The sequence below is a fragment of the Arthrobacter sp. MYb213 genome, assembly GCF_002979915.1.
In the GTDB taxonomy this organism is placed as follows: Bacteria; Actinomycetota; Actinomycetes; order Actinomycetales; family Micrococcaceae; genus Glutamicibacter.
Map to the genome: position 1 here is coordinate 186,617 of NZ_PCQA01000002.1, position 21,226 is coordinate 207,842.

The 21,226-nt window shown below is 56.6% G+C and carries 16 protein-coding genes; 3 read left to right on the top strand and 13 right to left on the bottom strand.

Translation table 11 applies throughout. From position 1 onward, the window contains the following. Window positions 1-113: 113 nt before the first annotated feature. Window positions 114-1,619, bottom strand: coding sequence for an IMP dehydrogenase (gene guaB, locus CQ011_RS05225; RefSeq protein WP_105675376.1), 1,506 nt, complete (start codon window positions 1,617-1,619; stop codon window positions 114-116). 108 nt (window positions 1,620-1,727) lie between these two features. Next, a complete protein-coding gene (locus CQ011_RS05230) occupies window positions 1,728-3,833 on the bottom strand; it encodes an acyltransferase family protein (protein WP_105675378.1) in 2,106 nt (701 codons plus the stop codon). Window positions 3,834-4,141: 308 nt separating this feature from the next. Between CQ011_RS05230 and CQ011_RS05235 the strand changes: the two genes are divergently transcribed. Beyond that, entirely contained in the window at window positions 4,142-4,756 is a 615-nt protein-coding gene (locus CQ011_RS05235; RefSeq protein ID WP_105675380.1) for a TetR/AcrR family transcriptional regulator, read from the top strand. A 38-nt stretch (window positions 4,757-4,794) separates the two neighbouring features. Here CQ011_RS05235 and CQ011_RS05240 read toward each other — a convergent pair whose 3' ends face one another. From CQ011_RS05240 to CQ011_RS05255, 4 genes are all read right to left on the bottom strand, one after another. After that, complete coding sequence (locus tag CQ011_RS05240) at window positions 4,795-5,790, bottom strand: NADP-dependent oxidoreductase (protein WP_105675382.1); 996 nt, start codon at window positions 5,788-5,790, stop codon at window positions 4,795-4,797. 175 nt (window positions 5,791-5,965) lie between these two features. Then, on the bottom strand, window positions 5,966-7,564 hold the full coding sequence (groL, locus tag CQ011_RS05245) for a chaperonin GroEL (RefSeq protein ID WP_105675384.1): 1,599 nt from the start codon (window positions 7,562-7,564) through the stop codon (window positions 5,966-5,968). Window positions 7,565-7,664: 100 nt separating this feature from the next. Further along, window positions 7,665-7,961, bottom strand: a complete 297-nt coding sequence (gene groES, locus CQ011_RS05250; RefSeq protein WP_096253924.1) for a co-chaperone GroES — start codon at window positions 7,959-7,961, stop codon at window positions 7,665-7,667. Window positions 7,962-8,156: 195 nt separating this feature from the next. Beyond that, a complete protein-coding gene (locus tag CQ011_RS05255; RefSeq protein ID WP_502692875.1) occupies window positions 8,157-9,734 on the bottom strand; it encodes an amino acid permease in 1,578 nt (525 codons plus the stop codon). A gap of 435 nt (window positions 9,735-10,169) precedes the next feature. Here CQ011_RS05255 and CQ011_RS05260 point away from each other — a divergent pair, with 435 nt between their 5' ends. Both CQ011_RS05260 and CQ011_RS05265 read left to right on the top strand, forming a co-directional pair. Next, window positions 10,170-11,411 (top strand): THUMP-like domain-containing protein, encoded by a 1,242-nt coding sequence (locus CQ011_RS05260; protein ID WP_105675388.1) that lies wholly within the window; start codon window positions 10,170-10,172, stop codon window positions 11,409-11,411. A 133-nt stretch (window positions 11,412-11,544) separates the two neighbouring features. After that, on the top strand, window positions 11,545-12,699 hold the full coding sequence (locus CQ011_RS05265; RefSeq protein WP_105675390.1) for a glutamate--cysteine ligase: 1,155 nt from the start codon (window positions 11,545-11,547) through the stop codon (window positions 12,697-12,699). Between the two features lie 279 nt (window positions 12,700-12,978). Here the strand turns inward: CQ011_RS05265 and CQ011_RS05275 are convergent, their stop codons facing one another. From CQ011_RS05275 to CQ011_RS05305, 7 genes are all read right to left on the bottom strand, one after another. Further along, window positions 12,979-14,571, bottom strand: a complete 1,593-nt coding sequence (locus CQ011_RS05275; protein ID WP_286161101.1) for a glycoside hydrolase family 32 protein — start codon at window positions 14,569-14,571, stop codon at window positions 12,979-12,981. Then, the gene (locus CQ011_RS05280) at window positions 14,568-15,515 is read right to left on the bottom strand and encodes an ABC transporter ATP-binding protein (RefSeq protein WP_105675394.1); all 948 of its coding nucleotides are present in this window, start codon (window positions 15,513-15,515) and stop codon (window positions 14,568-14,570) included. The genes CQ011_RS05275 and CQ011_RS05280 overlap by 4 nt, the downstream gene beginning before the upstream one ends. Further along, the gene (locus CQ011_RS05285) at window positions 15,512-16,429 is read right to left on the bottom strand and encodes an ABC transporter ATP-binding protein (RefSeq protein ID WP_105675396.1); all 918 of its coding nucleotides are present in this window, start codon (window positions 16,427-16,429) and stop codon (window positions 15,512-15,514) included. The genes CQ011_RS05280 and CQ011_RS05285 overlap by 4 nt, the downstream gene beginning before the upstream one ends. Next, on the bottom strand, window positions 16,426-17,400 hold the full coding sequence (locus CQ011_RS05290; protein WP_105675398.1) for an ABC transporter permease: 975 nt from the start codon (window positions 17,398-17,400) through the stop codon (window positions 16,426-16,428). Before CQ011_RS05290 ends, CQ011_RS05285 begins: the two co-directional genes overlap by 4 nt. A 5-nt stretch (window positions 17,401-17,405) precedes the next feature. Continuing rightward, window positions 17,406-18,383 (bottom strand): ABC transporter permease, encoded by a 978-nt coding sequence (locus CQ011_RS05295; RefSeq protein WP_105675400.1) that lies wholly within the window; start codon window positions 18,381-18,383, stop codon window positions 17,406-17,408. A gap of 71 nt (window positions 18,384-18,454) precedes the next feature. Continuing rightward, entirely contained in the window at window positions 18,455-20,131 is a 1,677-nt protein-coding gene (locus tag CQ011_RS05300; protein ID WP_105675402.1) for an ABC transporter substrate-binding protein, read from the bottom strand. Window positions 20,132-20,175: 44 nt separating this feature from the next. Further along, window positions 20,176-21,201, bottom strand: a complete 1,026-nt coding sequence (locus tag CQ011_RS05305; RefSeq protein WP_105675404.1) for a LacI family DNA-binding transcriptional regulator — start codon at window positions 21,199-21,201, stop codon at window positions 20,176-20,178. Window positions 21,202-21,226: the final 25 nt, after the last annotated feature.

The following is a 21,226-nucleotide window of genomic DNA, read 5'->3' on the forward strand; positions in this document are numbered from 1 at the left end:
GGACCGAATGTGGATAAGTGCGCAAAGGCTTGATGGACGGGGACAAAAACGCCCCGCACCTGTTGGACAGGTGCGGGGCGTTGATCGTGCGTGGACTATAGTCCGGGCCGGGTTTAGCGCGAGCGGTAGTTCGGCGCCTCGACGGTCATCATGATGTCGTGTGGGTGCGACTCTTTCAGACCTGCCGAGGTGATGCGGACAAACTTGCCGCGGGCCTTCAGCTCCGGGATGGTACGTCCGCCGACGTAGAACATCGTCTGACGCAGGCCGCCGGTGAGCTGATGAACCACTGCGGACAGTGGGCCGCGGTATGGAACCTGGCCCTCGATGCCCTCGGGGATCAGCTTCTCGTTGGAGGGTGCGTCGGCCTGGAAGTAACGGTCCTTGGAGTAGGAGGTGTTCTTGCCGCGGGTTTCCATCGCGCCCATGGAACCCATGCCGCGGTAAGCCTTGAACTGCTTGCCGCCCATGAAGACCAGATCGCCTGGGGATTCTGCGGTGCCTGCCAGCAGCGAGCCGAGCATCACCGAGTCGGCGCCGGCAACGAGTGCCTTGCCGATATCTCCGGAGTACTGCAGACCGCCGTCGGCGATCAGTGGCACACCGGCCGGGATGGCAGCCTTAGCGGCCTCATAGATCGCGGTGACCTGTGGCACGCCCACACCGGCAACGATGCGGGTGGTGCAGATCGAACCTGGACCTACGCCGACCTTGATGGCGTCGGCGCCCGCGTCGATCAGTGCCTGAGCACCCTCGCGGGTGGCAGCCTGGCCGCCAATGACGTCCACATGTGCGGCGGCTGGATCTTTCTTCAACCGGGCAATCATGTCGAGCACGCCCTGGCTGTGACCGTTGGCGGTGTCAACCACCAGTGCGTCTACGCCGGCGTCGATCAGCGTCATCGCGCGCTCGTAGCCTTCACCGAAGAAGCCTACGGCGGCCGCTACGCGCAACCGTCCGTCGTCGTCCTTGGTGGCCAGTGGGTACTGCTCGGCCTTGTCGAAGTCCTTGACGGTGATCAGACCGGTCAGTACACCGTTGTCATCGACCAATGGCAGCTTTTCGATGCGGTTCTTGGAGAGCAGCTCGATGACCTGGTCGCGGGGCACGCCCTCTTTGGCGGTGATCAGCGGCATGCCGGTCATCACCTCGTAGACCTTGGTGGTCATGAACTGTTCGCGGGGCACAAAGCGGGTGTCGCGGTTGGTGATGATGCCCAGCAGTTTGCGGTTCTCATCGATGACCGGAAGGCCCGAGACGCGGTACTGGGCGCAGAGGTCATCCCATTCGGCCAAGGTGGCACCTGGGTGCACGGTGACCGGGTCGGAGATCATGCCCGACTCGCTGCGCTTGACCTGGTCAACCTGCCGTGCCTGGTTCTCGATGGACAGGTTACGGTGAATCACACCGATACCGCCCTGACGTGCCAACGCGATGGCCATGCCGGCCTCGGTGACGGTGTCCATGGCGGCGGAGCTGATCGGGGTCGCAATGTTGATGCGCTTGGTGAAACGGGTGGTGGTGTCCGCGTCTGAGGGGATCACGTCCGTTGGGCCAGGCAACAACAAGACGTCGTCGTAGGTGAGTCCTTCAAAGGCAAAGGGGTTGAACTCAGTCACGTAAGAACCTTTCGGAGCGAAAGCGGAGGTTGCTTAAATGGTAGATCTCTTTTGGGCCAGAGACGATTCTCGTCGAAGATCTGTGTCTAAGCTAACGTCAGCGGGCCGTCATTTCTTCCCCGGCCACCCGGTAGCCGCACTAAATGCGGCGGCGAAGCGTGGGGCGGCGCTGTTGACGAAGGTTTTGGACAGGTGTGAATCATCGATGTAAACCAACACGTTGCCAATCACCGCCTTGCAGATACCCTCCGGGCAGAGCAGTGAGGTCATTTCCAAGGGACGCACCGAGGAGCCGTAGTGATGTGTTTCTAAGAAGGTGTCGATCGGATTGACCTCGGCCAGTTTATCGGTCACCGGGGCATCGCAGGCGGAATCCTCTGAGCGATTACGACCCACACAGTCCGGGATGGAGGAATCAAAGCGCGGGGTGTCTCGCATCGCGATGACCTGGGATCCGGCGTCAACGAACGGATCGATCGCCTCCGCGTACCCATCGACCATGGTTTCTTGGGAGGCGGCGGAATTGCCAAACTCGTCCGGTGCCCCCACGGTTTGGGTGGCGACGGTGAGCACCATCGCCGGCGCAAGCTTGGTGACGTAGTCTTGCGCGGCCTCTTGGAAGGCGGCGCATTCTTCGGCGTCCCATGGCATGGTGCTTGAACCGTAGCGGCAGCCCGGATGATAGATCATCACCCAACTGCCGCCGGCCGCCTCGATGGTGGACGCGGCAGCATCGGACCAGTGCTGGATATGTGAGTCCCCGAGCAGCACCAGGTCCGGGGCGACGGTGGGATCCCCGCCCTGATTGCAGAACATGATCGCCGGATCTTTTGGAGTGTATTTGCCCTCGCAGTTATCCCCCGGCGTCTGCCATTCGGTGTCTAATTCGGTGCGTAGCGGCAAGGTGAGTGCGGCCGGGGACGGGTCCCAGTCCGAGGTAGCCTGAGCGCCAGGATTTTCTTCCGGAGACTGCGCGGCTGCCTGCACCTTACGCTGTTGCACGTTAGAGTCCCACACGGCGATCGGCGCGGCAGCCAACAGAGCCACCAACGCGATAACGAAGGCTTGGGAGACCAGCTGCGGACGGCGCACCATCGCCAGCATCGGCAGGCCCTGGGGTCGTTCTAAACGAAGCAAGGGTTTTTCAACCCAGCGGGTACTCAGCCACGACAAGCCAATGGACCCCAAAATAAGTACCGTGCCTGCCAGCGGTGAGGCGTGCTCTACCCCTGCCAGTTGCAGGTAGAAGACCAGTAGTGGCCAGTGCCAGAGGTACATCCCGTAGGACAGCCCACCGAGTTTGGTCAGCGGTGCCAAGCTGAGAATCCCGGAAGGGTTCTTCCATGACCGGGATTCGGGAGCCATGATCAGCAGTGCTGCGCCCAGGGTTGGCACTAACGCCAGATACCCGGGGAATTGTCCTTCAACGTCTAGTAGCGCGCCGCAAGAGACGATCACCAGTAACCCGGTCCAGCCACCAATTCGGCGTAACCATACGGGTAATCGTGAGAGTAGCGGTAAGGCCAAGGCGAGCATGGAGCCCAGCGCAAATTCCCACATTCGGGCGCCGGTGTGAAAGTAGGCCAGGCGCTGATCGGCCGCGGTCAAGTAGATCGAGTAGCTCAGCGAACCGGCAAAGACGGCGGCGAACATGATGAATGCGATCAGCTCGAACCGGTACCGCGATAAGAACCGCCGCCAGATGAAGGCACACACCACCAGTAATACCGGCCAGATGATGAAGATCTGTCCCTGCACCGACAATGACCAGAAGTGTTGCAGAGGTGAGGAGGCAGAGGTGTTAAACGCGTAGTAGTCCACGTTGGTCTCGGCCAAGGCCCAGTTCTGCTTAAAGAAGAGTGAGGAGAAAGCTTCATTGATCAGCGATAACCAGCCGGTGGCCGGCAGGACCAGCCAGGCGGTTACCGCGGTAGCTACGATGATCAGTGCCGCTTGGGGCATTAATCGGGAGAAGCGGTGTAGCCAGTTACCGAGAACCGAGACTTTCTGACCACCGCTGAGTTTGCGAGTGAGCGATCCGGTGAGGAAAAAGGCCGAAAGCATCAGGAAGATGTCTACCCCGCCGGAGACCCGCGAAAACCAGATGTGATAGCACATCACCAAGAGCACGGCGAGCGCGCGCAGTCCTTGCAAATCGGCACGAAAACCCGCGGAAGGCACGGTGTTTTTGTTGCTGCTGATCGCTTGGGACACGGGTGCGGCTTTCCTTGTCGATTCTGTGGTCAGTGGTCCGCTCCGACCGTGATCTCAGCGGACAACCATCAATTTTACCAAGTGAACTTCGTTATGAACTTGGTATTAGCTGTGCACGGCCGTGCAGAACCTAATTAGTGAAGTGCCCATCTTGGGCTGACTTGTGTGGTTTAGATCGGCTTAGATGGGTGAACTGATTGCATCACAATCGGCGTGCCACGACAGCAACCCACTGCGGAAGCTTGATAGCACAAGATTGACTAGACTCAGTAATGACTCTATCCGCTTCTTCTTCAGGAGTTGGCCCCATGCCACCGACAATCCCGCCGCTTGGACGCCGCGAACGCAACAAGCAGGCCAAGCTTGAACGGATCGTCACGGCCGCGAGTGAACTCTTTGTAGCGCATGGTGTTGATGACGTCACCACCGGTCAGATCGCCGACGCGGCGGATATCGGAACCGGCACCTTGTTCCTCTATGCGAAGACCAAGGGTGAACTGTTACTGCTTGTGCAGAACCGCCACTACGCTGAAGCCTTGGAACAAGGCCAGAAGGCAGCGAGCTCCCAAACCAATGCCTTGGACGCGGTCATGGCGCTCATCGCGCCCATCGTGGAGTGCAATAGGACCCAAGTCCAGAACGGTCGAACCTACCTACGCGAGATGCTCTTCGGCGACCCCACCGAAGAGCACCATGGCGCAGCTTTGAACATCATTAGGCAAACAGAGCGTGCACTAGCCGAACTTCTGCAGGACCGCCAGGATCTGGACTCAGAAACCGCGGCAACTCTTGCACAGGTGATCTCCTCGATCCAGTATGTTTCCATGGCCTCGGCGATGGACCCGGACATTCCGGTTAGCCAGTTGACCGCAGCGATCCGTACCCAGGTCGGCACGGTGCTTGGACGCCAGTCGGCTGAGTAAGAACTGTCGCTAAATCTCAAAGACGCCGTGACACCGCGTTACTTTACGGTGATGACAATCTTGCCGCGATGCCCGCCTGTGGTCAGCGCGTCTAATGCCTCGGGAACCTGCTCAAAGCTGAAGCTCTGACCAACCACGGGTTTAATGACGCCCGAGTCCACCAGTTCTGCAATATTGCGCAGCTGACTTCCACTGGACTTCATGAAGAGGAATTCGAATTCAACGCCCAAGCGCTTGGCTTGCTTGCGTACTTTATAGCTGAGCCCACGGAACACCAATCCCAAGACGGGACCCAATCCGCGCTCGGCGGCGAAGGCCGGTGTGGGCGGCCCGGTGATGCCAATGACCTTCCCGCCTGGTTTCAGCACGGTCAACGATTTGGCGAGATTTTCTCCGCCTAGGCTGTCGAGCACTAGGTCAAAATTCGATAGCTGCGTAGCAAAATCCTCGGTGCGGTAGTCGATGACCTGATCCGCGCCGAGTTCAGCTAAGAAGCCGGCGTTTTTTGTCGAAGCTGTGGTGACCACGTGGGCGCCTAGGTGCTTGGCCAACTGAATAGCGATGGTTCCTACTCCCCCGGCGCCACCATGAATCAGTATTTTCTGACCTGGACGCAAATTCCCGCGCTCAACTAGCGCTTGCCAGGCTGTGAGGGCCACTAAGGGTAACGACGCTGCCTGCGTCGCATCCATGCTCCTTGGTGCGAGCGCAACATCAGCCTGATCCACCGCAATGCGTTGGGCGAAGGTTCCGATACGTTGATCTCGCGGGCGGGCGAACACTGTGTCGCCGGGTGCAAAATCCTTGACCTTCGCTCCGACAACGATGATGGTGCCAGCAAGGTCATGGCCGAGAGCCAGTGGAAGCTTGTAGGGCAGGATTGCCTTGAATTCACCGAGACGAATCTTCTCATCAAGCTGATTCACGCTGCTCGCCGCGATTTCAATGAGGACGTCTTGCTCCCCCACGTTTGGCTCTGGGACTTCGGCCTCATGCAGGAGGCCCTTGTATTTATTGATGATGAACGCGCGCAAAGGGGTCTCCTGAGACAGCCTTGAATAATATGACCTAAATCAATTATGAGTGAACTCATTTATTATGTCAATGTGATTCCCGCGGCTCAAAACCTGTTTTAAGGCAGCAAAATGCCGCCACCGGCCAGAGCGGAAGCTCTAGCTAGTGACGGCATTCGGTCAAGGATTTGATTCCTTAGTGGGCGTGAGCCTCATCCTGGGGAGCCTTTTCGGCAACCAAGGTTTCGGTAGTCAAGACCAGAGCAGCGATCGAGGATGCGTTGACCAGTGCGGAACGGGTGACCTTTACTGGGTCAATGACGCCTGCGTTGAGCAGGTTCTCATAAACACCGGTCTTGGCGTTGAAGCCTTCGTTCGGTCCGGTCTCTGCAACCTTGGAGACAACTACTGCGCCGTCAAAGCCGGCGTTGGTAGCGATCCAGAACAGTGGCTGTACCAGTGCGCGACGGACGATTCCTACACCGGCGGCGATATCGCCTTCGGCGGAGGTAACGCGTGCGTCTTCATCCAGTGCTGACAGTGCGTCAACCAGTGCGGTACCGCCACCGGCAACGATGCCCTCTTCGAGCGCTGCACGAGTCGAGGACACTGCGTCCTCGATACGGTGCTTGCGTTCCTTGAGCTCAACCTCGGTGGAGGCGCCTACCTTGATGACACCAATGCCACCGGAAAGCTTAGCCAGACGTTCGGCCAGCTTTTCGCGGTCCCATTCGGAATCGGTGCGAGCGTGCTCTGCACGTAGCTGGGCTACGCGCTCTGCAACGTCTTCTTCGGTTCCGGCGCCATCAACGATGGTGGTGGAATCCTTGGTGATGGTTACGCGGCGTGCGGAACCAAGAACCTCGGTGCCAACCTGGTCCAGCTGCAGACCTAGTTCGGCGGAGACTACCTGAGCGCCGGTGAGGATCGCGAGATCCTGCATCATTGCCTTGCGGCGGTCACCGAAGCCTGGAGCCTTTACGGCAACCACGTTCAGCAGGCCACGAAGCTTGTTGACTACCAAGGTGGAAAGGGCTTCGCCCTCTACGTCTTCGGCGATGATCAGCAGTGGCTTCTTGGTCTCCAAGACCTTTTCCAGCAGTGGCAAGAATTCTGCCACGGTGGAGATCTTGCCCGGGTTGATCAGCACTACTGCGTCTTCCAGGACAACTTCCTGGCGTTCTGCGTCGGTGATGAACTGTGGGGACAGGTAGCCCTTGTCGAACTGCATGCCCTCGGTGAGGACTAGTTCGGTGGCAGTGGTGGATGACTCTTCGATGGTGATGACACCATCGGTGCCCACGGTCTTGAAGGCCTCGGCGAGCAGGTCGCCGATTTCGTCATCCTGTGCGGAGATCGATGCCACGTTGGCAACCTTGTCTTCGACTGCCACGGCGTTAGCCTTCAGGCGTTCGGCAACAATTTCCACTGCCAGTTCAATACCCTTGCGGATATCGCCTGGTGCAGCGCCGGCTGCTACGTTCTTCAGACCTTCCTTGACCAGTGCCTGTGCCAGCACGGTCGCGGTGGTGGTGCCGTCGCCAGCAACATCGTTGGTCTTGGTGGCAACTTCCTTGGCCAGCTGTGCGCCAAGGTTCTCGTATGGATCTTCCAAGTCGATCTCACGCGCAATGGTGACACCGTCGTTGGTGATCGTTGGTGCGCCCCAGCTCTTGGCGAGGACCACGTTACGACCGCGTGGGCCGAGGGTGACCTTCACGGTGTTTGCGAGCTTATCAATGCCCGCTTCGAGGGCGCGTCGCGCTTCCTCATTAAATGCTAGCTGCTTAGCCATGCACTAACTCCTGAAATAGCATAGGTCGCAGTTCGGCCTCTAACCCTTTGAGATCATTGATCAAATCAAGGATTGGGACCATAAAACTACGAGGTTGGCGTTACTTTACGACAACTGCCAGAACGTCGCGAGCCGAAAGTACTAGGTACTCTTCGTTGCCGACCTTTACTTCGGTTCCACCGTACTTGGAGTACAGAACTACGTCGCCTTCAGCAACGTCCAAAGGAATACGGTTGCCCTTGTCGTCAATGCGGCCAAGGCCTACTGCAACAACGGTGCCTTCCTGTGGCTTTTCCTTAGCGGAATCAGGGATGACCAAACCGGATGCGGTGGTGGTTACGGCTTCGACCTGCTTGATGACAATGCGGTCTTCGAGTGGCTTGATGGAGACAGACATGGTCTCTCCTTTTCGTGTATGAACCAATGAATGTAGGGTTTCGCCCTATGGCATTGGACCAACCGTCGTCGCGGTGCCAGTTGGTGTGATCCAGTCAGGCGGTGTGCGTCGCGTAAGCAGAGCTCGCGCTTAGCACCCACTGATGACTTTAGGCCGTGAATTAGCACTCGGTCAAGGTGAGTGCTAATGATTGCCCTAGTTCGTCACACCGGTTCGCGCAGAGCGGACTTTCGCCGATTCTTCGATATCCGCTGGGGCCGACAAATCCATCTCTAACAATGGAACCACCTTGGATTTGGTGACGTAGCGATGAATCAGCCATAAGCCGAGAAATAATGGCAGTCCAATATAGGCGGAGAGCACCTCCAAGCCCTTGCCAGCAACCACGGCCTCAAAGTTCTGCCCGCCAATCACTAACAACAGCATCACGAAGGCAACGATTGGGCCCAGCGGAAAGAGTGGCGCTTTATAAGGAAGATCCGAGAGGTCATAACCCTGAGCAACGTAGCCTCTGCGGAACCGATAATGCGAAACTGCGAGGCCCACCCAGACAATAAATCCACAGAGCCCTGAGACATTGAGCAGCCAGGCGTAGGCTGCACCTTGGCCCACCAGCGCTGCGAGAAATCCGAAGAGTCCCACCGCGGCTGTAGCGAGCAGCGCGAAGATCGGCACTCCGCGCGAGTTCGTCCGGCCGAAGATCTTCGGCGCCTTGCCATCATGCGCCATCGAGTACAGCATGCGCGTCGACGCGTAGAGCCCCGAATTGCCTGCGGAAAGAATCGCGGTGAGAATGACGGCATTCATCGCAGCGGCGGCGAAGGCGATACCCGCACGCTCAAAGACCAGAGTAAACGGAGAGGAAGCCACATCGGCTTCACCACTGGCTAGCAGGCTCGGATCCGTAAATGGTAACAACGTACCGATGATGAAAATCGCACCAATGTAGAACAGCATGATGCGCCAGAAAACAGTGCGCACCGCTCTGGGCACTTCACGCCGTGGATCCTTAGCTTCCCCGGCAGCTACGCCCACCAGCTCGGTACCTTGGAATGAGAACCCTGCGATCATGAAGACCGCCACGATGGACAGCCATCCCCCGTTGAATACGTCTTGGCCTTCGCGCCAGTTAGCTAGCGGGTCGGTGTGACTTCCGAGAATTCCAAAGATCATCAGCACGCCGGCAATGATAAAAGCAATGACTGCGACCACCTTGATTAACGCAAGCCAGAATTCGCCTTCGCCGAAGGCCTTGGAAGACAGCGCGTTCAGGGCCGTCAAGACCACGAGGAATCCACCGGCCCAGACCCAGCCTGGAACGTCGGGTAGCCAGAAACTCATGACAATGCCCGCAGCGACCAGCTCGGCCGCAACCGTTATCGCCCAGTTGAACCAGTAGTTCCACCCAATGGCGAAGCCGAACGATGGTGAGACGAAGCGAGTGGCAAAAGTTTGGAAGGAACCCGCCACCGGAATCTTCGCCGTCATTTCACCCAGGGACTGCATCAGCAGGTAGACCATGAGGCCTACCGCGGCGAACGCCACCAGCGCTCCACCAGGACCTGCCTGGGCGATGCTTCCGCCGGAGGCGACAAACAAGCCGGTGCCGATGGACCCGCCAATGGCGATCATCTGCAGATGCCGGCTACTCAGTCCTCGCTTGAGCTGATTTCCTCCTGTTTCGCCTAATGGTGCTGTTCCCCTTGAATCGCTGCCTCGTTGCAGGACCTTGGGTTGGTCTTTCGTCAGGAAAACTTTGCTCACAGGTGACATACAACACGACTTGAAGCTCGGATGCGATCCGAGTCACAGCAAGCAAATACGCCTGCGTTTTTGACTCGCCGTACGCACTAAGAATCACGTCAAGGGCTGGGCTCGCATTCGGTGGCAAAGGTTATAACCAGACATTCGATACGGCTCAACTCACTCTCTAAGCAACTAGAGATCATCAACCTAAACTTATTCTCCAAGGGGTCGAGAATTAGCAAAACTTGGTCTTGTGAATTTTTCCTTTCACGCCCACACCCAAAGATACTCAGAGGTAACCGCCCCTTGACCCCATTCGCGACGACAGATCACTTCATGAATAAAGAAAGCGTATTCTCTCGATGTGACGCAAAATCGTAATAAAGCGTCGTGAGCCATAAGCCATCGGGAACACCAGTTAGCGCATCTCGACTACTGCGGAATGACGATAGGCTGGAACTTATGGCTCAGGCATCAAATGACTCAACTCTTAACGACCAATTCGCAGCGCTCCTCTCCCCCGAGGGGTGGTCGTTGCTCGCTACCATTGACCCTTCTATGGTGGCGTCCAAAGATTCCGCGTGGACTCTAAATGAGAAGCTACGCAAAGACGGACACGATGCCGCGATAGTTCGTGCTGTTATTGCTCAAGCGGAACTCCGATACCGCGGGCGGGTTAAGTTTGGTCCCTTTGCCGACACCCTGATCTTCACCCCTGCAGGGTTAGAGCAATCCACTCGTCTGATGATCGCTGGGCTGCATGCGCGTCGCTTTGAGCAAGCCCAAAGCCAGCACGTGGCAGACCTCGGTTGTGGCATTGGAGCCGACTCCATTGCCATGGCCAGTGCCGGTTTGAAGGTCACCGCGGTAGAGAAGGATGAGACGACGGCAGCTGCGGTCACGCTCAACCTCATGCCTTTTGATAATGCTGAGGTACGTCACGGCACCGCAGAAGACACTGATCTCACGGGAATTGACGCCGTCTGGCTAGACCCAGCGCGACGAACTGATATTTCTGGCGCCTCACGCCGACTCTTTGATCCTGAGGCTTTTTCCCCTCCTCTGTCATTTGTGGAGAAACTAGTCGATGACGGCATGGATGTAGGCGTAAAGCTCGGCCCAGGCATACCTCACGAAGCCATCCCTGTAGGTGCCGAAGCCGTCTGGATTTCAGATCACGGCTCGGTCATCGAAGTTTGCCTGTGGTTCGGCAAACTCAAACGTCAAGACATCTCCCGTGCCGCATTAGTCATTGATAAGAATGGCGCACACGAACTGATCAGCTCGGTCACCGTAGAGCAAGATGCCAAGGCACCTGTTGGAGAACTGGCGGCGCACATCTATGAACCAGATGGTGCGGTCATTCGTTCACATCTCATTGGCACCATGCTTGAGCAGACCGGTGGACATCTCTTAGATGAGCACATCGCGTACTTCACCCATGCAGAAAAGATCACCACACCTTTCGCACGTGGTTTCGAAGTACTCGCGGTTCACGATTACAACGTGAAGAAGTTGCGCAGCTGGGTGAAGGCCAACGGTATTGGATCCTTGGATATCAAAAAGCGCGGTGTCGACGTCACCCCCGAAGAGTTGCGCCGTATCCTGCTGTCCGGGTCCCCAAAGAGTGCCAAGAACAAAGCAACGCTCATCTTGGCCCGTCTGGGAGAAAAGCGCGTAGCCTTCGAAGTAAAGCCCCACTAAGACCCTCGTTCCATGTCTTGCACTGAGCGAGGCCGGAGAACAAATACAATAAGTATGGATATCCTCCGTTTTTTGCGCGGGTAGCCACCACCCACCCGCCATCTGGCTCGGTATTTTTCGAGCCCATCACGCAATGAGGAGTTACGTGCAAAAGATTGAATTCGCCGACTCGCCCCAATCAACTATCGGTGTTGAATGGGAAATTGCGTTGGTCAATCGTGAAAACGCTGACCTATGTTCGGTGGCCGAAAAGGTGTTGGACAAGCTCAAAGAAGATGCTGGAATTCCAGCAGATGAAGAGCACCCCACCATCAAGCCTGAGTTGCTGATGAATACCGTGGAAGTTGTTACCGGAGTGCACCGCACCGTGGCTGACGCTGCAGATGAGCTGCGCGCCAATGTCCGGCGGCTCCGTGAAGTTACCGACCCCATGGGCGTAGATCTCTACTGCGCAGGCTCGCACCCTTTCGCCGCACCAACTTCTCAGCCAGTGACTGACAAAGAACGCTACGCAAACCTCATTGACCGCACTCAGTGGTGGGGACGCCAAATGGTCATCTACGGTATCCACGTACACGTAGGACTAGACGACCGCGAAAAGGCCCTGCCAATCACCGACGGTCTGATCAACTACCAGCCACACTTCCAAGCGCTCAGCGCATCCAGCCCTTACTGGGGTGGAGAAGATACTGGCTACGCTTCGCAGCGTGCGTTAATGTTCCAGCAGCTTCCCACCGCAGGAATCCCTTTCCACTTTAATTCCTGGTCCGAGTACGAGGCCTATGTGGCCGACATGCTCCACACCGGCGTCATCGATGACATCTCCGAGATTCGTTGGGATGTCCGCCCGGTCAACCGCCTAGGTACCGTGGAAATGCGTATCTGCGACGGTATGAGTTCGCTTGAAGACATCTCCGCCATCACTGCATTAACCCAGTGCTTGGTCCACGACATGTCAATGTCTCTCGAAGCGGGCTACAAGATTCCGGTGATGCCGGCTTGGCACCGAGTCGAGAATAAATGGCGTGCAGCCCGCTACGGACTCGACGCGATCATCATCCTCAACGCCCAGGGTGACGAAATGTTAGTAACGGACCACCTGCGCAACGAAGTGAAACGCCTAGCTCCGGTGGCTGAACAGCTCGGATGCCAAGACGAACTTCAAGGAATCATTCGCCTCATTGAACGTGGCGCCGGATACCAGATCCAACGACAGATTTTCGCGACTACTGGCGGAGACTTCCAAGCCGTAGTCAAGGACAACGTTGCGCAAATGAACGCTGTCTAAGTAGCTAAGACCCAAACAGAAAAACAGGTCCGTGAGATTCCGAATTATCGGAATCTCACGGACCTTGTTTTGTTTCGTGTTCTTAGCGCGCAAGAACGCCACAGAGCATCTATTCGACAACGATGACAAGTCCTTGACGTTTGCTTTCCTGAAACTCATGTCAAAGATGTCGTTCGCCCTGCCAGTTGGGTTCGGAGGAACTCAATTCTCCGACCATCGGCATGTTCTGATATCCGTGCATTCTTCGCTGTAGCTGCAACCGCGGCGGCAAACAACCCGTTAAGCAAACCCCAAGTTGCGGACCTTCAGTTTCTTGAACGTTGCCGTGCCATCAGAGACAAAGAGCTTGATCCCGGAATCCGTGGCCAGCGGGAAGACCCGATGCGAGTGGACTATCCGCCCGTCACCGAAGAACACCTCAACACTGGAGCGATCTACCAAGATACGCACCTTGAGTTTTCCGCTCGGTACCTCCAGTGGGCTCTTGGATTCGCTCTTGTCCCCCGGATTGAAGCTTGGTTTACGGTTCACATAAGCGAACCCTCCCGCAAGATAAATTCCGGCCGCCACATGACGTGTTCCAGTCTTCGCCCGACAAAGCTCAAATCCTATATTTGCGGGCGGCTTGGCTGGGTCCCAATTCAACTCGCATTCCAACTCATAGGCATTGCTGGAGAAATCCAGGACCTGCTCACCGGAGATTGTTGGACTGCCTAAATTGGTGGTCTCTCTGGCTAGTTTGTTCAGCTGTTTAACGGGAACTGAAGCGAGGTAATTACCTTTCGAATCAGCGACCATCCGCACTTCGCGGACAATCATGTCATCGCCGTTATACCCATCGGTGGCCATGCTCGGTGCATTGTGCGGGTAATCCCAGAAGTTGTTCCAACCAATAGCGCGGCGTAATTCGAGGTTTTCGTTGCCATTGGCTTGGTAGTCCGGATAAGTCACCGCGCCGTAGAAGTCGAAACCCCAATCCAGCCATTGTGGCTCTTCTTCCGAAGTACTGAAGGTCTTTCCATCAAAATCGCCTATCCAGTAGGCGTAGGTGGCAGGTAACTCCCGTGGTTTTCCATTGGCGCTAGTGCCAAGCACCCAATGTTTGGTTCCATCAGAAGCTTGGATTTGGAAGAGATCCGGGCATTCAAGAATTCCCAGGGAGGTGCGGACAAATTCACTGGTGCGAGTCCACTTCTTCAGGTCTGCGGAAGAGTACAGCCTGATCCGGTCGCCTTCGGCATTAAGCATGATCCACTGCGAACTCTGCTCGTGCCAGATCACCTTCGGGTCGCGGAAAGCCTCGGTGCCCGGATTGGCCAGAACCGGCGTAGTTCCGCCGGGTTTAAAGCTGCGCCCGTTGTCAGTGGAGTACCAAAGGTATTGAGCTTGTACTCCATTTGGCGCTTGGGTGACCAAAGCGATCAGGGCACCTCTGCCGTATCCGGCGGTGTTCTGCTCATCAATGACGATTGAACCTGACCAGCAGTCACCGTTGGGGCTGGCATGTTTGCTGATGGCTACGCCATGGTCGGTGAAGTTGACGTGGTCTTTAGTGCTCGCCATTCGCCAGCTGGTACCACTGCCACCAAGAATATAGTCCTCGTTATAGAGGTAGTAGTAGAGGTATTCGCCGTTCAGGTAGACCGGACGTTGCGGGTCGTTTTTCCAATTGTCGGGGACGCTGAAGTGGTAGCTGGGACGGTAGCTCATGGTTTCGGGTGCCTTAGTCTGAGAATCCGTTCGTTTGGCAGGCGCAGCGTTGGCTGCACCTGCGCCAACCCCGGTCAAGCCTAAAGCGGTGGCCGTGACCAGAGTTTTCACAACGTTCCGTCGTGAGGTACCACCGGTGGTCAGATCTGAATCCTGGCTCAAATTGTCTCGCTCTCGTCCGCTAGCACCCAGTGCTGGCTTGCTTCATCGATGACATGCTTTTTCAAGTTAGTACTGGCGGACCAACGCTGGATCTGCTCACGCAATTCCGCACGATTTGAGGCGTCTTGGCTGCTATCGCGGTCTGGATCAGGCACGGCTCCCACGAGGAGCCGCGTGTATGGATGTCTAGGGTTATCAAGCAGTTGAACGGAATCACCTGACTCCACAATCCGTCCTTCGTTGAGCACCGCTATCCGGTCCGAGAGATAACGAGCCGATGCCAGATCATGGGTTACATAGAGGATGGTGATTCCATGATCGTCGCGCAGTTTGTGCAAAAGATTCAGTACGCCGATTCTGACGGAAACATCAAGCATGGAAGTCGGCTCATCTGCCAAGATCACTTTCGGCTTGGCTGCCAGCACGCGGGCAATCGCGATTCGCTGACGCTGCCCACCGGAGAGCTCATGGGGGAAGGATGAGAGCACCTCCGGGTTCAAGCCCACCGTGGTCACTAGCTTGGCCATCTCAGCGCGCTTCGATTTGATATCAGGCTGATGCAAGGCCAGTGCGCGTTCCAGAATGTATTCCACTCGGAACGTTGGATTCAACGAACCGAACGGATCCTGAAACACCATCTGCACTTCGCTGCGGTACTTACGGGCAGCCGCACCTTTAAGACCGGCAATGTCTTTTCCGTTGACTAGAACTTCGCCGGAGTCAGGTACTTCAAGTAACGCCAAACAACGAGCCAGTGTCGACTTGCCGGAGCCAGACTCCCCCACCAACGCCACGATCTCTCCGCGCTGCATTTCCAGATCGATATCTGTCAGGGCCGGGACCTTCTTGCGGCTAAACAGCGCAGAACTGGTGAAGGATTTGCTCAGCGAGCGGATGCGAACAGCCGGTCCCACGGTGGTGTCCTTGGCAGCAGTTACGGTCATGACAGTTCTCCTAGCGTGAGGACGGGTGCATCTGTGGGCGCCACCCAGTGGCCTTCGCCGGTATCTTCCAGATCTTGGATGTTGGTGAAGTTGGTACCTTCTGCCAGTCCAGTGAGTTTCACCCGCGGGCCATGCAATGGAGGGAACGCACCGAGTAGGGCCTGGGTGTAAGGGTGCCGAGATCCGTGGCGTAGCGTCGCCGCCGGGGCCAGCTCAACGATGCGCCCGCCGTACATGATGCCAATACGGTTGGAGAGTTCAAGCATCAGCGACATGTCGTGGGTAATGAACAGGATCGCGAAACCGAGCTCATTTTGAAGTTCTCGGATTTGCTCCAGGATTTCTTGTTGCACCACCACGTCCAGTGCGGTGGTGGGCTCATCAAGAATCAGTAAGCGAGGGTTCAGCGCACAGGCCATAGCGATCACGATGCGCTGACGCTGGCCGCCCGAAAGCTGGTGTGGGTAGGCGCGCAGCCGTGCCGGATCGATACGAACCATTTCTAGCAGCTCTTTAGCGCGCTGTAGTGCGGCGGCGCGGGTGCCCCCGCGGTGGGTGCGGATCACGTCAATGAATTGTTCCCCAATCCGGGTCACCGGATTCAGCGAGTTCATTGCGGACTGAAACACCATGGCTACGTTGTTCCAACGCCAGGCGCGCAAAGTCGCCTCGTCCATGCTCAGCACGTCTTGTCCATCAAAGAGAATCTTGCCGTGGGTAATCTGAGCCGGCTCCTTGAGCAGACGCATAATCGCGTTAGCGATGGTCGATTTCCCACAGCCTGACTCTCCGGCCAAACCGAAGATTTCACCGGATCCTATAGCAAAGCTGACCCGGTCTGCACCGCGAACTGCACGCTCGTCACTGACGTACTCGACGGTCAATTCCTGGACTTCCAATACCGGGACGCTCATTTGCCTTCCTTTCGCGCCACGGTAGTTGCCGCGGTGCTCTTCGTTGCGTGTTTGGGCCGGCGCAGACGTGGGTTGGTGATTTCATCCACCGCGTAGTTGCACAGCGCCAAGGCGAAGGCGACTAAGGCAATAGCCAAGCCTGATGGTACAAAAATCCACCATTGGCCCAGCATGAGCGAGCCATCGCTAGTGGCCCAGAACAGGTTGGTACCCCAAGAAATCGTGCTCACATCACCAAGACCTAAGAATTCCAGCCCTGCTTGTGCACCAATGGATCCGATGATGCAACCAAGCAGCGTGGTCATGACCACCGATGCCATATTGGGGAGTATTTCGCGTGTCATGATGCGCAGCGGGCGTTCGCCTGAGACTTGTGCCGCGGCTACATAGTCTTTTCCGCGAATAGACATTGCCTGTGAGCGCATCACTCGCGCGCTTCCAGCCCAACCGGTAATCGTCAGCACCACAATGACGGTGCCAAGACCTGGTGGCATGAAGGCTGCAAGGATCACCAGCAATGGCAGACCCGGAACCAGCAGGAACACGTTCGTTGCCAAGGAGAGCAGGTCATCTAAGCCCTTGCCGAAGTAGGCACCGCTGAGACCTACAAGCACACCAATCACGGTGGATAGGATGCCGGCGGCAAAACCGACAAATAGTGAGGAACGCGCTCCCCACAAAGTTAAGCCGAGAACATCTTGGCCCTTGGTGGTGGTACCCAACCAGTGTTCCAAGCTTGGAGCGCTGGCTCCGGCTGAGGTGATGCGTGCTGGATCTCCGGGAAAGAACACCGGTGCGAGTAAGGCCAACGCGATAAAGGCTAGAAGGATGCTTAGCCCGGCCAGCGCCTTGCCGTTGCGCAGCAGTGTGCGCAGTAGCCGTGTGGCTCCCACACGGGCACGCGCTGCAGTGTTTTCTTCCGCCTGCTGCTCAGCAGCGGCAGTCTGCAGATCTGTTACATTCTGGCTCATGGTGTTCAGCCCTTCCGCACGCGTGGGTCGAGTCGGACGTAGACCAGGTCTACAAGGAAGTTCGCGATCAGCACCGCGGCGGTAATTGTCAGGAACATGCCCTGCATCAGTGGGTAATCAAGGCCTTGGACTGCAGCGAGTAGCTGGTAGCCAACGCCTGGGTAGGCGAACACCACTTCGGTGAGCAATGCTCCACCGACGATAAATCCGATGCTCATACCCATGCTTGTCACTGAAGGCAGCATTGCATTGCGTGCTGCGTAGTTCAGCATGATGCGGTGCGGGCGAAGGCCCTTGGCCTCGGCCATCAGGATGTAATCCTCCGAGTTGGTGGCAATCATGGTGTTGCGCATGCCTAGCATCCAGCCGCCCAAGGACACCAGCACAATCGTTAATGCTGGCAAGAACAAGTGAGCTGCGACGTCAAGAATGAATTCGAGGTTGAATCCAGGGACCAGACCTACGGAGAATGCGTGGCGCATCGGGGCGACGCCCATATTGATGCCAAAGATATATAGCGCACCCATAGCGAGCCAGAAGTACGGGAACGAACCAATGAATACCAGCAGCGGCGGGGCCACCGAGTCCAGGAATCCTCCTCGGCGCCACGCGGCGAGGATGCCTAGCAGGTTTCCGAGGATCACGGCGATGATCAATGACGTAAGACCCAGAAGTAGCGTCCACGGCAGCTGTGAGGCAATTACCTCGGAGACTGGCGTGGGAAACCTGGAAATTGACATCCCAAAGTCACCGGTGAGGATACGTCCAAGGTAAGCAAAGTATTCAGGGATGATGGGTCCGCCATCTACGCCCATCATGGTGCGTAGCGCTTCGACTTGATGCGGTTCGAGTCGCTGTTGTGATCTCGAAAGCATGCGGGTGACCGGGTCACCTGGCATCAGCCGAGGCAACAGAAAGTTTAGGGTGATGGACGCCCAGAAGGCCAGGAAGTAAAAGCCCAAGCGCCGGAGAAGGAAGCTCATTGTGTATGTCCTTGACTAAGGATCGCAGCGCAGCGGGCGGATATTCTCCGCCCGCTGCGCGGAAATTGATGCTAGTTCGCTGGTTCTAGGCTGGTGAGCACCAATACGGTGGTTGGTGTACGGCTGCTTAGAGTGGCGTAAGGGTTTTCCTCGGTGGGCCAACCAACGAAGTTCTCGGTGGTGTAGGCGCCCCATTCTGGGCCGGGGAATAGCGGTACCACTGGTGCCAGTTCGCTGTAGAGCGACTGCAACTGGTTGACAACCTGCTTCTGCTCACCCTCGTCGGTGGTGGCAACAAACTTGTTCAGCAAGTCATCTGCTCGTTTATCACTGAAGCGGTGGTAGTTATCGAACGTCTGCTTGCCAATCGGCTTCTTGTTTTGGCTACCCATAAGGTTTAGGTAGTAGTGGTACGGAGTCGGAGCATTGGCGGTCCAGACAATGCCGGTATCAAATTCCCCGGTCTCGTAGCCGGCGGTCACCGCGGCCCAGTCAGGGGAATCGACGGTGGCCTTGATGCCCACATCCTGCAGGTTCTGCGCAATGATGTTCGCTACCGACAGCCAGTCAGTGGAGCTGGATCCAACGGAAATGTCGAAGGTGAAAGGTTTGCCTTCCGGGGTGGTGCGCTCGCCCTGGGAGTTCTCCTTGTAGCCTGCCTCGTCTAGAAGCTTTTTAGCGCCTTCAATATCGCGCTTAGTCCAGTCACACTTCTCCACAACAGAGGCATCGCGCCAGTTGTCGTAGTTGCCTGACAATCCGGTGCAGTCAGCCGGAACGGTGTAGTCGCTCATGCCAACTTTGACCACCTGTTCGCGGTCAACGGCCATGCTGAGTGCTTTGCGCACTCGCACGTCGGAGAATTCTTCCTTGGTAGTGTTCAACTGCCAATTGATCTCGGAACCTGTGGTCGGGAACCAGTAGTGACGATGCTCTGGATCTTTGTCCACGTAGGTGGTCTGAATATCTGGCATGTAGGTCTGAGTCCAGTCCACATCACCGGAAATAGCGGCAAGGTTGGCGCCGTCGTTGCCGGCGAAGGCGAGCATTCGCAAGCCGCCAATTTTCTGCTTTTCTGGTTGCCAGTAGTTCGGGTTCTTACCCAATTCGAAGGATTGCGCTTGGAAGTTGGCAATTTCGGTGTATGGTCCGGTGCCTACCGGTGCTGGGTTTTCTTCAGTTCCAGGCTTGTCGAACTTTGACCAGATGTGAGCCGGGACGATGACCTGCTGACCTAATTCATATAGAGCTGGTGCAAAAGCCTTCTTGAAGGTGAACTCCACAGTGGAGTCGTCCGGAGTCTTAATGGACTTTAGGTAGTCGTAACCGCCGAGCAGTTCCTTTTGCAGTTCAACCGACAGCTTGACGTCTTTAGACGTCAGGCCGGTGCCGTCCGAGAACTTGACGTCTGGGCGCAGGTTGAAGGTCAATGACTTGCCATTATCGCCAGCCTTCCAGTCGGTAGCCAGCCAGGGCACGGTGTCTCCGCCAGCTGGGTTGTAGATCAGCATGGATTCGTAGATGGACTGACCGGTCATTGGGGCGGCGTTAGGCGAAAAAGGGTTGAAGTTCTTGGAGAAGGTTCCCATGTCTTCGCGCGGAATGGTCAGAAAAGCGGAACTGGTTGATGCCCCGTCTTCTTCACTTCCGCCCGGGTTTGATGCGACGCATCCGCTCAACGCGAGTGTGCCGACCATAGCGGTCGCTGCCACGGCAAGATGCGCGCGGCGAAGGTATTTGATTATCATTGAAGTTCCTCATCCATTCATGTGATGTGTAGCGGAGGGGAAGATCATCTGCGGCCGTGCATGGCTACAGATGAACGAATGCGTGGAGGGCAGCCAATGGTAATTTGGCGATTCTCTATTGGTGAGCCCTCTACCATTTGATTCAGTAATGACACCCCTGCCATGCCCATTTCTTCAAAGGGCAAAGCGATGGTTGTCAGTTTTGGCCGCATGTGTGGTGCCAGAATTTCTTGATCATCGAAGCCGACGATTGAAATGTCTTTTCCTACCTGCAAGCCCAGTTCCTTGATTGCGTCATAGGCACCCATGGCGATCCGGTCATTACCGCAAAAGATTGCGGTAGGAGGATCTGGTTGGCTTAGTAGCTCTTGGGTGCCGTGATACCCGCTGTCGGCAGTGCCGTCACCGGCAACAATCTTTGAATCTTCTGGGTTGATCCCGTGATCACGCAAAGCTTGCTTCATACCGGTTTGGCGTCCGATTTGAGCGGGGATTCCTTGCGTAACGGTGATATGACCAATGTTGGTGTGTCCGGCTTGGGCCAAGATCTGCGCGGCGGCGTAGCCACCGCCAACCTCGTCCGGGACAATTGATGGAAATTCTCCTTCGGCGTCGAAGCAATTGACCAACACGCAGGGAACTGATTTTGCATTCTCTGGCACCGTGATTTGGCGGTGCCAGGTGGTTGCAATGATCAACCCACCTACCTGTTGTTCAAGAAGTTTTTCTACGGCTAGCTCGTCCATTCCTAGCTCATCGCCGCTCGGTGCGATAAGCAGAAAATTACCGTCGTTCCAGGCACTGTGCTGTGCACCCTTGATCACGTCGGTAGCAAATGGAGACGTGGCAATCTCAGTGACCAAACCTAGCCAGGTGCTTCGCCGGCTAGCTAGGGCCCGTGCGGCTGCGTTGGGGCGGTAGCCCATCTCGCGTGCCGCCTGGTTGATTCTCAACCGAGTAGTTTCGGGGATGTTCGCTTCCGACCGGCCATTGAGTACAAACGAAACCGTTGTACGGCTCACGCCCGCCGCCTTGGCGACATCGGCCATGGTCACAGCTTGTTGCGACATTTCCCCTCCTCTTTAAGTTGAAATC

What these genes read in the sequence shown, in the direction of transcription:
- CQ011_RS05235 (WP_105675380.1), top strand. Translation starts at nt 4,142, where the DNA reads ATGCCACCGACAATCCCGCCGCTTGGACGCCGCGAACGCAACAAGCAG.
- groL (WP_105675384.1), bottom strand. Translation starts at nt 7,564, where the DNA reads ATGGCTAAGCAGCTAGCATTTAATGAGGAAGCGCGACGCGCCCTCGAA.
- groES (WP_096253924.1), bottom strand. Translation starts at nt 7,961, where the DNA reads ATGTCTGTCTCCATCAAGCCACTCGAAGACCGCATTGTCATCAAGCAG.
- CQ011_RS05255 (WP_502692875.1), bottom strand. Translation starts at nt 9,734, where the DNA reads ATGTCACCTGTGAGCAAAGTTTTCCTGACGAAAGACCAACCCAAGGTC.
- CQ011_RS05260 (WP_105675388.1), top strand. Translation starts at nt 10,170, where the DNA reads ATGGCTCAGGCATCAAATGACTCAACTCTTAACGACCAATTCGCAGCG.
- CQ011_RS05265 (WP_105675390.1), top strand. Translation starts at nt 11,545, where the DNA reads ATGAGGAGTTACGTGCAAAAGATTGAATTCGCCGACTCGCCCCAATCA.
- CQ011_RS05280 (WP_105675394.1), bottom strand. Translation starts at nt 15,515, where the DNA reads ATGACCGTAACTGCTGCCAAGGACACCACCGTGGGACCGGCTGTTCGC.
- CQ011_RS05285 (WP_105675396.1), bottom strand. Translation starts at nt 16,429, where the DNA reads ATGAGCGTCCCGGTATTGGAAGTCCAGGAATTGACCGTCGAGTACGTC.
- CQ011_RS05290 (WP_105675398.1), bottom strand. Translation starts at nt 17,400, where the DNA reads ATGAGCCAGAATGTAACAGATCTGCAGACTGCCGCTGCTGAGCAGCAG.
- CQ011_RS05295 (WP_105675400.1), bottom strand. Translation starts at nt 18,383, where the DNA reads ATGAGCTTCCTTCTCCGGCGCTTGGGCTTTTACTTCCTGGCCTTCTGG.
- CQ011_RS05300 (WP_105675402.1), bottom strand. Translation starts at nt 20,131, where the DNA reads ATGATAATCAAATACCTTCGCCGCGCGCATCTTGCCGTGGCAGCGACC.
- CQ011_RS05305 (WP_105675404.1), bottom strand. Translation starts at nt 21,201, where the DNA reads ATGTCGCAACAAGCTGTGACCATGGCCGATGTCGCCAAGGCGGCGGGC.